General features: G+C 49.2%; 12 protein-coding genes. 2 read left to right on the plus strand and 10 right to left on the minus strand.

Translation table 11 applies throughout. The annotated features are described in order from the left end of the window. Positions 1-9 precede the first annotated feature (9 nt). The 9 genes from fabF to PPA03S_RS08635 form a co-directional block, all read right to left on the minus strand. The gene (gene fabF / locus PPA03S_RS08595; protein ID WP_024630177.1) at positions 10-1,248 is read right to left on the minus strand and encodes a beta-ketoacyl-ACP synthase II; all 1,239 of its coding nucleotides are present in this window, start codon (positions 1,246-1,248) and stop codon (positions 10-12) included. Between the two features lie 179 nt (positions 1,249-1,427). Then, positions 1,428-1,661, minus strand: coding sequence for an acyl carrier protein (gene acpP, locus PPA03S_RS08600; protein WP_024630176.1), 234 nt, complete (start codon positions 1,659-1,661; stop codon positions 1,428-1,430). A 151-nt stretch (positions 1,662-1,812) separates the two neighbouring features. Further along, positions 1,813-2,562 (minus strand): 3-oxoacyl-[acyl-carrier-protein] reductase, encoded by a 750-nt coding sequence (gene fabG / locus PPA03S_RS08605; protein ID WP_062321831.1) that lies wholly within the window; start codon positions 2,560-2,562, stop codon positions 1,813-1,815. 37 nt (positions 2,563-2,599) lie between these two features. Next, positions 2,600-3,532, minus strand: a complete 933-nt coding sequence (fabD, locus tag PPA03S_RS08610) for an ACP S-malonyltransferase (protein ID WP_062321833.1) — start codon at positions 3,530-3,532, stop codon at positions 2,600-2,602. A gap of 27 nt (positions 3,533-3,559) precedes the next feature. Then, positions 3,560-4,549, minus strand: coding sequence for a beta-ketoacyl-ACP synthase III (locus tag PPA03S_RS08615; protein WP_062322268.1), 990 nt, complete (start codon positions 4,547-4,549; stop codon positions 3,560-3,562). Between the two features lie 8 nt (positions 4,550-4,557). Beyond that, entirely contained in the window at positions 4,558-5,553 is a 996-nt protein-coding gene (gene plsX, locus PPA03S_RS08620) for a phosphate acyltransferase PlsX (RefSeq protein ID WP_062321835.1), read from the minus strand. Beyond that, positions 5,550-6,098 (minus strand): transcription factor FapR, encoded by a 549-nt coding sequence (gene fapR / locus PPA03S_RS08625; RefSeq protein WP_062321838.1) that lies wholly within the window; start codon positions 6,096-6,098, stop codon positions 5,550-5,552. The genes plsX and fapR overlap by 4 nt, the downstream gene beginning before the upstream one ends. A gap of 449 nt (positions 6,099-6,547) precedes the next feature. Then, positions 6,548-6,721: a 50S ribosomal protein L32 gene (gene rpmF / locus PPA03S_RS08630; RefSeq protein ID WP_017689233.1), complete on the minus strand. Its 174-nt coding sequence runs from the start codon at positions 6,719-6,721 to the stop codon at positions 6,548-6,550. A 65-nt stretch (positions 6,722-6,786) separates the two neighbouring features. After that, on the minus strand, positions 6,787-7,293 hold the full coding sequence (locus PPA03S_RS08635) for a YceD family protein (protein ID WP_062321840.1): 507 nt from the start codon (positions 7,291-7,293) through the stop codon (positions 6,787-6,789). Between the two features lie 448 nt (positions 7,294-7,741). Between PPA03S_RS08635 and hmpA the strand changes: the two genes are divergently transcribed. Together hmpA and PPA03S_RS08645 are read left to right on the plus strand one after the other, a co-directional pair. Beyond that, entirely contained in the window at positions 7,742-8,977 is a 1,236-nt protein-coding gene (hmpA, locus tag PPA03S_RS08640; RefSeq protein ID WP_062321842.1) for an NO-inducible flavohemoprotein, read from the plus strand. 338 nt (positions 8,978-9,315) lie between these two features. Then, entirely contained in the window at positions 9,316-10,548 is a 1,233-nt protein-coding gene (locus PPA03S_RS08645; protein ID WP_062321844.1) for a nucleotidyltransferase, read from the plus strand. A 385-nt stretch (positions 10,549-10,933) separates the two neighbouring features. Here PPA03S_RS08645 and PPA03S_RS08650 read toward each other — a convergent pair whose 3' ends face one another. After that, positions 10,934-11,974: a SepM family pheromone-processing serine protease gene (locus PPA03S_RS08650; protein WP_062321846.1), complete on the minus strand. Its 1,041-nt coding sequence runs from the start codon at positions 11,972-11,974 to the stop codon at positions 10,934-10,936. Between the last annotated feature and the right edge of the window lie 153 nt (positions 11,975-12,127).

Raw genomic sequence — 12,127 nt, forward strand, 5'->3', positions numbered from 1 at the left:
ACTAGCCCCTTATGCTTCAAATTTTTTGAGAATAATGGTGGCATTGTGACCGCCGAACCCAAATGAATTGGACATGGCAATATTAACTTTAGTTTGACGCGGAACATTCGGAACATAATCCAGATCACATTCCGGGTCCTGATTTTCCAGGTTGATTGTTGGAGCAAGCGTCTGATGTGTGAGCGACAATCCGCAGATTACGGCTTCCACGCCACCAGCAGCACCAAGCATATGACCTGTCATCGATTTCGTGGAACTCACCGCAAGCTTGTACGCATGATCACCAAACGCTTTTTTGATCGCAAGCGTCTCGGATCTGTCACCTACAGGTGTTGACGTTCCGTGTGCATTGATATAGTCCACTTCTTCCGGTTCAATACCAGCATTACGCAGCGCCATCTTCATGCAGCGAGCTGCTCCGTCCGGATCAGGTTCTGTCATGTGATGTGCATCGCCAGTGAGACCGTAACCGATAACTTCACCGTAAATACGGGCACCACGTTTTTGAGCATGTTCAAGGGACTCAAGGATCAGAACACCTGCACCTTCACCCATGACAAACCCGTCACGTTCTGTATCAAAAGGACGGCTCGACTTAGCCGGATCATCATTACGCGTAGACATGGCACGCATCGCACAGAACCCAGCCAGACCGGTTGGTCTGATGGTCGCTTCCGCACCACCACAGATCATCGCATCCGCATCACCGTTTGCAATCAGCTTGAAGGAATCTCCGATGGAGTGTGTTCCTGTAGCACATGCGGTTACCACGTTGATGTTAGGACCTTTCGCCCCAAGTGAGATCGACATTTGGCCAGAAGCCATGTTGGAGATCATCATTGGAATAAAAAACGGGCTAACGCGTTTAGGACCTTTTTGCAACAAGGCATTATGTTGGTCCTCCCAAGTACCCAATCCACCGATACCCGATCCGATAGATACGCCGAAACGTTCTGCATCAATGTTCTCGTCAATTTTCAGACCACTGTCTTCAACAGCTTTGAAACCAGCTGCTACAGCGAACTGAACAAAACGGTCCATTTTGCGTGCATCTTTGCGATCCATGTACTCTTCCGGGTTGAAATCCTTAATCTCGGCTGCAATTTGAGTGGTGTATTCACTTACATCAAACGCCTCAATCTGAGAGATTCCGGACTTGCCTGCCATTAAACTGCCCCAGAACGTTTCCAAATCTTTTCCGAGCGATGTCATTACGCCCATTCCGGTAATTACAACTCTTTGTTTCAAACCGACTCACCTCTATATCGACTGCATTACGCAAGTATTTTGTGGGAATATCCGCAAACAGACAACTAGTCAACCATGATCCAAAGATCCGTTTGACCTCGCCGCTTGCGGAATGAGAATAACCAATGAATGATGAGAAGTCCCGCCTGTTCGAAAACAGGAGCGGGACTGAATTGACTTTAGGTATGAGATTGTATGTAGTTTACAACTTCACCTACGGTCGTGATTTTTTCTGCATCTTCATCAGAGATTTCCAAATCGAATTCATCTTCCAATTCCATGACCAATTCCACTACATCCAAAGAATCAGCACCCAAATCTTCTTTGAAAGATGCTTCAAGTGTAACTTCAGCTTCGTCTGCGCCCAAGCGGTCGACGACGATGCGTTTTACACGCTCCAATACATCGGACATCCGGTTCACCTCCTCCTTGGTATTATACGAGAATCGCAGGCAAAATGCCATAGAAGACATATGCGGCTCCCGGCCGGGGAACCCGGCCTTTTTCCGGCATTTCGGATCGTCCAGCGCCTGTTCCCCGACTATTGTTCAAGTCCGGGAAGAATTACATGTACATGCCACCATCAACATGCAGTGTCTGCCCTGTCATATAAGATGAAGCGTCTGAAGCCAGGAACGTGACAACACCGGCAATTTCATCCGGCTGGCCCAGACGGGACAACGGAATACCGTTCAACATGTTGTCCACGATCTCCTGGGACAATTCCTTCGTCATATCGGTCTCAATAAATCCTGGTGCAACGCAGTTCACTGTGATGCCGCGTGAGGCAAGCTCACGTGCAGATGCCTTCGTTAAACCGATGACCCCTGCCTTGGCAGCAACATAGTTTGCTTGTCCAGCATTTCCGAGTACACCCACAACCGAGGAGATATTGATGATTCTTCCAGATCGCTGCTTCATCATTGGACGCGTAACCGCCTTAAGGCAGTTAAACACCCCTTTGAGATTGGTTTCGATCACCTGATCAAATTCCTCTTCTTTCATACGCATGATCAGATTATCACGGGTAATTCCAGCATTGTTGACAAGAATATCAACATTGCCCCACGCCTCAAGCGCAGCTTTGACCATTTGTTCGGCTTCGTCCATCTGGCCCACATTCGCTTGAATCGTAATGGCCTGAACACCTTTGGCACGAATCGCTTCCGCTACTTCCTCAGCTGCCGCTTGACTGCCCGCATAATTCACGGCCACGTTTGCGCCAGCCTCGGCCAAAGCGAGTGCAATACTCCGCCCAATACCACGGGATGCACCGGTAACTAGCGCATTTTTGCCTTGTAATGGTTTAGACATAATCATTCCTCCTTTCCCCAAATCTAATCATGGTTAATCAAATTAATGCAGCTGCCGTTGTTTCGAGCGTCTCAAGACTGTTCACATTGTACAGTTTAACGGTTTTGTCTGTTTTTTTAATCAAACCTGTTAACACACTGCCAGAACCAATCTCGATGAAGGTATCTACACCTTGCTCAATAAGCCATGTCACACTGTCTTCCCATAAAACCGGAGAATAGACCTGTGCCGTCAACAATTCCTGAACCTTACCATCTTCCACTGGTCTTGCAGTCACATTCGCGACTACAGGGACCACCCCAGGTGAGAACGAAACAGTTTTCAGTTTCTCAGCCAGCTTCTCTGCCGCATCCTTCATTAAGGAAGAATGGAACGGACCGCTTACTTCAAGTGTAATGGCACGTTTACCGCCCGCTTCCTTGACCCGTTCAGCAACAGCAGCTACCCCTTCCTTCACACCGGAAATCACGATTTGTCCCGGGCAATTGATGTTGGCAAGTTCAACGGCATGACCACTTTCGGATACGTCCCGGCAAAGCACCCCCAGCGCTTCCCGATCCGCACCCAATACCGCAGCCATCGCACCCCGTCCACCAGGAACAGCCTGTTCCATATATTGACCGCGTGCCCGCACAATGCTTACCGCATCCGCGAACGAAAGAACGCCCGCCGCAACCAACGCACTGTATTCACCCAGGCTGTGTCCCGCGGTATAATCAGGCTGAATTCCTTTTGCTTTAAAAGCTTCAAGTAGTGCAATACTTGCTGTCAGCAGAGCCGGTTGTGTATTCGATGTCTGTTTCAACTCGGTCTCTGGTCCCTCAAAAACAAGATTGCTCAACGAGAAACCTAACGTTTCATCGGCTGTGCGAAAAATCTCTGTTGCGGCAGGCACAGATTCATAGGCATCCTTTGCCATGCCCACAGTCTGCGATCCCTGTCCGGGAAATACAAATGCTATTTTGCCCATCCAATTCATCTCTCCCAGCTGTCTAGTTTACCAAACGAGCACCGATGCACCCCATGTTAGTCCGCCGCCGAAACCAACCATAAGCACGGTATCTCCGGCTTTCATACGGCCTTCTTCAGCAGCTTCTACCAGAGCAAGCGGAATGGAAGCAGCGGATGTGTTGGCGTATTTATCTACGTTGACTACCACTTTCTCTTCAGGAAGCTCAAGTCGCTGCATTGCAGATTGGATAATCCGGATATTGGCTTGGTGAGGAACAAACAGATCCACGTCCGTACGTTCCAGACCAGCCTTGCGCAGCACTTCAACTGTCGCTGTACCCATCACCCGCACTGCAAATTTAAATACTTCACGGCCATTCATATAAATGTAATGTTTTTTGTTCTCAACCGTTTCTACGGATGCAGGCAGACGTGAACCTCCGCCCTCCATTTGAAGCAGGCTTCCACCCGCACCTTCAGCTCCGAGATCGAATGATTTAAATCCACGACCTTCCGGCACTTCACCAACGATAACCGCGCCCGCGCCATCGCCAAACAGCACACAGGTATTACGGTCGGTGTAGTCAGTAATGCGAGACAAGCAATCTGCACCAATAACAAGTGCATTGTTGTACATGCCGCTTTGGATAAAGCTTGTCGCTGTTGCCAAACCATATACAAATCCGGAGCAGGCAGCAGACAAGTCAAATGCCGCAGCGCCCTTGGCACCAAGCTTATCTTGCAAAATACAAGCAGTAGAAGGGAAGGAAGAATCCGGTGTAATGGTTGCCACAATAATCAGATCAAGATCACTGCCAGTCATGCCAGCAGATTCAAGTGCTTTGATAGCTGCCTCATATGCCAGATCCGAAGTCGCCTGATCCGGTGCAGCGATGTGACGCTCCTTGATTCCTGTACGACTGACGATCCACTCATCATTCGTATCGACCATTTTCTCCAAATCGCTGTTTGTCAAAATTTTCTCAGGTACATATTTACCTGTACCGATAACCCCTACCGGGCGTAAATTATTCATGTCGTCACTCACTTCCCGCTAATTTCCTTAGATATGCTCTCTACCAGCTGGTTCTGTACTGCAATCCGCGCTTGGCGCACAGCATTTTTGATGGCATTGCCATCAGCCGATCCATGACTCTTTACCACTAGTCTGCTCAAACCGAGGAGTGGTGCCCCACCATGCTCGGTATAATCCAGTTTCCGTTTCAAACCGCGCAGCTCAGGCATGAGCACAGCAGCAGCCAGTTTACTTTTGAGCGACGATGAGAATTGTTCCTTAAGCAGAGCGAAAATGGCACCTGCTGTGCCTTCGAGCGATTTCAGCAATATATTTCCGGCAAATCCATCACATACAAGCACATCACATGCACTTGTAAGCACGTCACGGGCCTCTACGTTACCAACAAAACGAATCGGAAGCTGCTCCAGCAAAGGATAGGCATGTTTGGTCAACTCATTCCCCTTACCCGGCTCCGTTCCCACATTAAGCAGCCCCACTCTTGGCGACGCGATTCCCTGCACTTTTTGCCGATACAAACTCCCCATCAGTCCATACTGTGCGAGGTGTTCCGGCTTGGCATCCATATTCGCACCGAGATCAAGTGCAAGTACACCCACATCATCGATCGTTGGAATCATGGGCGCAAGCGCCGGGCGCTCAATACCTTCCATACGGCCTACCACAAGCAAGCCGGCTGTCATCAGCGCTCCGGTATTGCCCGCAGAGATCATGGCATCTGCTTCGCCTTCCTTAAGCATCCGACCCGCAACCACCATGGAGGCATCCTTCTTGCGACGGACCGCCTTCACCGGTTCATCATCCGAACCGATCACTTCGGAAGCATGCCGAATCGTCAGATTAGCAGGTCTGGCACCTGACTGACTCAGAAGAGGTTCCAGCTTGGCTTCATCGCCGACCAGGACGATCTCTGTATCCGCCCATTCCGTAGCCGCGGCGATCGCACCTTCTACTGTTGCCGCAGGTGCGTTATCGCCTCCCATGGCATCAATGACGATTTTCATTCCAAATGACCTCCTTCTACGCTGTCTTCTCCACCTGAACGGTAGATGACAAAGTTGCCTTGAAACACCATTTCTTCACCTACATACGTGAATACTTCCACTTTTGCTTTGCCCTTTTGGCCGGAGATCGATCTCACATAAGCCTTCGCAATACATTTCTCTGCCAAATGAACCGAACGAACAAAACGAATGTCTGCGGAAGCTGTCAAAGCAATCTCGTCATTTATTACGGCAACAGCCAGCGAGTTGGCTTGCGCAAATACATAATGTCCCCGAGCGATCCCTGTTCTCGAAAATACGTGCTCTTCCTTAATCTCAAACAAGGAAATCCCGCTCTTGTCCAACTGCAAGTCCACAATATCACCGATAATCTCATGCAGGGGCAAGGAGCGTACCTGATCATAGGAACGCTCCGCCATCAGTTTCATCCGCTCCCGAAGCTCGGGAATTCCAAGTTCCAGTCTGTCGAGACGGATCGTCTGAATACTTACCTTCAACTGGCGTGTAAGTTCCTGATCCGTCACAAACGGGTTGTCTTCGATCATTTTGGTTAACTGCTGCTGCCTCTGTCTCTTCGGTACACGTTCGATGCCTGACACCCCCCGATGTATCGTTTACGGAACCGCCCATCCGGTCAGTTCAACATTCTTCTTCGTTACTTCTATAATTGCATCCCTGTTCCTGGCAGGGTCGTTCTCATACGAATGAAGGTTCATCTTTATGTAACGTCAAATCTTAGAACCTGGTACTAAACTATAGTATATCTCATCCCGTGTCAAAAAGAAAGGCTGGCTGAGCAAAAACAATCCCGCTTCGTAAAGCCCGGCTTCAGCGCACCTAGCAGATCCTATCGCAAGGTGGATGAACGTTAGAAACTTCTGCTGTGATTTCTCCAAGAAGAGACTGCGAGCAACTTGCGAATATACTCTTCGACTCTATAATCTAAAAAAAAGTAGCACCTCATCGAAATGAAGTGCTACTTGATGTCTAGCTATTATTGAGAGATGATCTCTCTTGCTTTGTACGTTCCGCACACTTTGCACACGTGGTGACTAAGTTTAAGTTCGCCACATTGTTCACATTTCACCATGCCCGGTACAGCCAATTTAAAGTGAGTGCGACGTTTGTCGCGACGCGTCTTGGACGTTCTCCGTTGAGGTACTGCCATTATTCCCACCTCCTTATCAAAATCAACCTTTGCAGGTAGTTGTTACGTTCGATTTTCACTCATGCTCATTTAAAAAAATCCTTGAGCCCTGCAAGCCGCGGATCGATAACTTGGTTATCACAACCGCAGTCACCTTCGTTCAGCTCATGGCCACACTTGGGGCATAACCCTTTGCATGTATCGCTGCATAGCGGTATAAACGGAAGATCCAGCAGAAAAGCTTCCTCGGCATAACCTTTCAGATCAACGCTCTCTCCATCCACATAGAAAGTATCATCGTCTTCAGGCAATTCCTCTGGCTGTTTCCCCTGCTTGAATTGCTCATGAAAATCAATATGAAAATGTTCATTAATTGGCTTGAGACACCGGGAGCACAACATGTCCACTCCTGCTGTCAGCACGCCATGAACATCCACAACGTCGCCCTCTCTGTACTCTGCAGATAAATCTGCAGACAGCGGGGTAACGGCTGTGATATCCTGTCGGTTAGAAACCAGTTCCTTGATATCCCACTGTTCCTTGAACTGTAGGGGGCGGTCACTGGTAGCCACTTTGCGAAATGGCATTAACATTTTCCATCACTCCAAACGAAACCAATTTCATAATTCAAATCAAACGCATTACGACAGTTATACAGATCAAGCCTGACTGTGAAACTCATCATATTCCTGACTGTATGTATTCTGACGTTTTATCGCAAAAAGTATTATGAAATTGACTTAACAAACAAAAATCATTATACCGATTTTCCAAGACGTTTGTCAACACTTTTAACTTTACACCCTTTTAAAAATGATGATCCAGAGCCGAACACGATCTCTGGTCCATTATAGGCTTATTCACGGATAAACTACAAGTCATGCATTTTGTCGCAAGCTCGGTCACATTTCGTTAATGATTTGTGTGATCTATATCACACGTACCCCCATGTGTCCTATCTATACTTGCTATAAAACGAAGCACGATAAGCTTCTACCACGATTTATTCAACTACATTATTACTATCAGGAGGGAATATCGATGTTAAGTCAAAACACGATTAAAGTAATCAAATCAACGGTACCCGTACTTGAAGTCCACGGCGAAGCCATCACACGCCATTTCTATGAAACGATGTTCAGACATCATCCGGAGCTCCTGAATATTTTTAATCACGCAAACCAGAAACAGGGACGGCAACAAGCCGCCTTAGCCAACATGGTATACACTGCTGCCCAGCATATCGATAATCTGGGCTCTATCCTGCCTGCCGTAAGGCAGGTTGCACATAAACATCGCAGCCTCGGCATTGTTCCTGAGCAATATGCAATTGTTGGCACTTATCTGCTTCAAGCCATCAAAGATGTACTTGGAGATGCAGCCACCGATGAAATAATAACAGCTTGGAGTGAAGCCTACAATGTGATCGCGGATGCCTTTATCGGCATCGAACAGGAAATGTACACAGAGTCAGAGCACCAGCGTGGAGGCTGGAAAGGATTCCGTTCCTTCAAGGTTGCAAAGAAAGTGCAGGAGAGCGAATTGATCACTTCCTTTTATTTCGTTCCGGAGGATGGTTTGCCCATTGCCAGCTATGAACCAGGACATTACATCAGTATCAGACTGCACCCAGAGGGGCATGCTTTTACCCAGATTCGTCAGTATAGCCTTTCGGATGCCCCAGGTAAACCTTATTACCGTATTTCCGTCAAACGTGAATGTGCTGTGATGGAGCGTCCTGAGGGGGTCATCTCCACGTATCTCCACGAGCACATTACTGAGGGTAGCGTTGTGGAGCTTTCCGCCCCAGCTGGCGACTTTGTCCTGAACATGGAAGATCAGCGCCCTGTTGTGCTCCTTAGCGGAGGGGTCGGACTTACCCCCATGATCGGCATGCTGAACACCCTTGTGAACCTTGGAGACAGACGGAGTATCACATTTTTACATGCAACTGCAAATGGAAGAACCCATGCATTCCGTGAACATGTGAACATGCTGGCAGAGAGCCACGAAGGGCTTCAGGCTTACTATTGTTATACACAGCCTACTGCTTCTGACCGTGAGAATGCGTATTTTCACAAGGAGGGTTATATGGATACAGACTGGCTTCGCCAGATAATCGGGGGACAGGATGCCACATATTATCTGTGCGGACCGGTTTCGTTCATGCGCGCAGTTTATACATCACTCCTAGACATTGGCGTTGCACCCGACGACATGCATTATGAATTCTTTGGACCCAAAACAAGTCTGGTCCCTTCGCCGGAGAATGTGTAAGCAGCCTATGAATAATAAGGCAATTTATATGCGTTTTAATTGGGTAAGCACTTCTCCTAAATCAGCTGTAAAATGATTTCAATTATAATCTCATTGCGTCGAAGGCGCGTTCTAACATCTTAGATGTAAGATTCGCGTCTTTTTCTCATGTCTTCAAGGCAACATGATTTGATCAAATGCTGGCACATCCCCTATGATGGAACTGAACTACATGATTTAAAATGGTACAGAACACGTTATACATTAAAATGATAACTCAGCCTGTCATCATTTGACCTATCTATTTAACATGATGTACATAACAATCCCCATTGTATTCGAAAGGAGTGAGCTCTAATATGAACGTCGTTGGCGTCATCGTTGAATATAATCCCTTACACAACGGGCATGTCTACCATTTGAGCGAGGCCAGACGACTCAGCGGAGATGACACTGTTGTGGCCGTAATGAGCGGCCCTTTTCTCCAGCGCGGCGAACCCGCCATCGTCGGCAAAAGGGCCCGCACGGAGATGGCGCTGCATGCTGGCGCTGATCTTGTGCTTGAACTGCCGGTTGCCTATGCGGTACAACCGGCCGAGTGGTTCGCCTTTGGTGCGGTGTCGCTGCTGCACCACACCGGCGTTGTGGACTCGCTCTGCTTCGGCAGCGAGTCCGGCGACCTCGCCAGCCTGCAGCGCATTGCGCGCGTGCTGGCTGTGGAGCCCGCAGGGCTGCGCGAGGATATCGCGCGCCGCCTGCGAGAAGGCGCCAGCTACCCCGCCGCATACGCAGGAGCGGCGGCAGCGCTGGCGCCTGGCGGCGTCAATGCAGACGACGCCGCTGCACTGCTGGGGCAGCCCAACAATTCGCTTGGGCTGCACTACCTGATCGCGCTGCAACGGCTGGACAGCGCGATCAGGCCCTTTACGGCGGCGCGTACCGGTGCCGCGTATCATGAGGCGACGCCCGGACCGGGGGCGATCGCCAGTGCAACTGCTGTCCGCCGCCTGCTGATGGCGGACGGACCCGAAGCCGCCGCGCCATACGTGCCGGCGGCAACCCTTGCCATTCTGCATCGCGAATGGCAGGAAAAGCGCGCTCCCGTGCACTGGGAGCGCTTTGCACAGCCGCTGCTGCACATCGCGGCTACCCGCCGTGCCTCCGAGCTGGTACACATCGCCGAGGTCACGGAAGGACTCGAACACAGGCTGAGCCGCACGCTCGCTCAGCTCCCGGAGCCTTCGGTCGAGGCGCTGCTGAGCGCGCTTAAGACCAAACGGTATACACGTACAAAGCTACAGCGCATGCTCGCCCATCTGCTGCTAAATCATACCAAGGCCGAGTGTTCCCCTGAGAGACTGGCTGAAGGTCCGGCATATCTCCGGGTGCTTGGATTCAATTCACAAGGACAGGCTCTTTTGAAATTAATGAAAAAGACGGCATCTCTGCCTGTCCTGCTGAGGCCATCGACTTTTACCCACAACCAGCTGGAACTGGATATACAAGCTCAGGCAGCATACGCACTAGCCTGCGAACATACCGATACACGCATGATGTACAGCGACTACTATGAATCACCGGTGAGAATCTAGCTCTGCATTCAGCCAATCTTTAGCCGGTTGTAACTTTACGATCCAGAAGGCCTCCCTATCGTTTATGCGGAGGGAGTCTCAACGTTCTGCTGCTTCCCATCAATGGTGTCTGGGATGATGACAACCCACACCGTTTGTTGTATGACTACGAATAAAATTGATCAAAAGACGTTGTTAGATGTGATATTATTCATTACATTCTAGAACGATGAACATGGGAGCGAACAGCGTATGCCAGGTTCATTAGACCTAATTATCGCAAACAAGGGGCGTCCCTCGTCATGCTCACGACTTATGGGATAGCCCCTCCATATCAATCTCTTACTTTTTATAAAGTCTGTCCTACACTCTCTTATACGTTACTTTTTCAACGAGAATGATCATTTTATGATTTGACAGACAAGCTTTTCAAATAAGCAAGCGCATCATCCACCGTGCTGACAGGAATAAGTTTCATCTTGGTTCCGATCTGCTCCGCCTTCGCCTCGGCTTCCTTATAATTGTCCTTGGGCACAAAGAAAAACTCCGCTTCTTTTCGGTCCGCCGCAACAATTTTGTGCACAACGCCACCGATTGCACCAACCACGCCTTCTTTGGTAATGGTACCCGTACCAGCAATCCGGTGACCTTTCGTCAAATCTCCAGGGGTCAATTGATTATAAATCTCCAACGTGAACATCAGTCCGGCTGATGGGCCACCTACCTGAGTATCCGTGAAGGATATCTGTTTATTCGGATCTTCTGCTTTGACCTTCTGAACCGCTCCGATCATGACACCCAGTGCCGGGCGAGTTTCACCCGTTTTGCTGTCTTTCACTTCAATGAGCTGAACGTCGCGGCTGATGGTCTCTCCGCCTCGCTCCAATTGCATCTCAACCGTATCTCCGGCCTTTTTGTTCTTTAACAGCTCAGACAGGACCGTATTGTCCGGGGTTGCGGTTCCGTCTACACCCAAAATAATATCTCCGGGCTTAATATCTCCCTTGGGTTTTGGATCCTCGGACAACCCAAATACAAAAATATGCTCAGGAACAATGGAGTATTTCACGCCCGCCTGCTCATAAGCCGCCTCCATTGCCGAGGATTGTGAATCACTCATGAACCAAACCTGTTCTGCAGAATATTCCGCTTCACTTTTGCCGCGCAGCCGATCTTCTTTTTTATCCACTTGAGCATTTCGATTAAACAAGGAGGTTCCTAGCAAAAACACATTGGCATATGTTGCCGACACTGTCGTCATCATAAAAACACCACGTTCTTCCTGATCGCCATCCTTAACGGTAACCATGGGTTTAACTTCGTCGGCGCTGCCAGGCATATAAATAATATATGGCGTTGGCATATACACCGCAACATAGACGACCAGAGCCACCACGATCACAAAGATCGAAGCTCTGAATCCGCCAGATTTCCGAATCCGATTCATTGCATGAGCCCCCGTTCTTTGTGTATCTTTCCATAATTATAAGTCTAACATTCCCCTGCTCCCGCATACAATGGTACAGGCCGGATAGGCCGCTGTTTACAGTAGTCTATCCGGTCAAGGCCGAACCGTTTGCGGACGTCATTCGGCCGTCCA

This window comes from Paenibacillus pabuli NBRC 13638 (genome assembly GCF_001514495.1).
GTDB classification, from domain to species: domain Bacteria; phylum Bacillota; class Bacilli; order Paenibacillales; family Paenibacillaceae; genus Paenibacillus; species Paenibacillus pabuli.

What these genes read in the sequence shown, in the direction of transcription:
- acpP (WP_024630176.1), bottom strand. Translation starts at nt 1,661, where the DNA reads ATGTCCGATGTATTGGAGCGTGTAAAACGCATCGTCGTCGACCGCTTG.
- fabG (WP_062321831.1), bottom strand. Translation starts at nt 2,562, where the DNA reads ATGTCTAAACCATTACAAGGCAAAAATGCGCTAGTTACCGGTGCATCC.
- fabD (WP_062321833.1), bottom strand. Translation starts at nt 3,532, where the DNA reads ATGGGCAAAATAGCATTTGTATTTCCCGGACAGGGATCGCAGACTGTG.
- PPA03S_RS08615 (WP_062322268.1), bottom strand. Translation starts at nt 4,549, where the DNA reads ATGAATAATTTACGCCCGGTAGGGGTTATCGGTACAGGTAAATATGTA.
- plsX (WP_062321835.1), bottom strand. Translation starts at nt 5,553, where the DNA reads ATGAAAATCGTCATTGATGCCATGGGAGGCGATAACGCACCTGCGGCA.
- fapR (WP_062321838.1), bottom strand. Translation starts at nt 6,098, where the DNA reads ATGATCGAAGACAACCCGTTTGTGACGGATCAGGAACTTACACGCCAG.
- rpmF (WP_017689233.1), bottom strand. Translation starts at nt 6,721, where the DNA reads ATGGCAGTACCTCAACGGAGAACGTCCAAGACGCGTCGCGACAAACGT.
- PPA03S_RS08635 (WP_062321840.1), bottom strand. Translation starts at nt 7,293, where the DNA reads ATGTTAATGCCATTTCGCAAAGTGGCTACCAGTGACCGCCCCCTACAG.
- hmpA (WP_062321842.1), top strand. Translation starts at nt 7,742, where the DNA reads ATGTTAAGTCAAAACACGATTAAAGTAATCAAATCAACGGTACCCGTA.
- PPA03S_RS08645 (WP_062321844.1), top strand. Translation starts at nt 9,316, where the DNA reads ATGAACGTCGTTGGCGTCATCGTTGAATATAATCCCTTACACAACGGG.
- PPA03S_RS08650 (WP_062321846.1), bottom strand. Translation starts at nt 11,974, where the DNA reads ATGAATCGGATTCGGAAATCTGGCGGATTCAGAGCTTCGATCTTTGTG.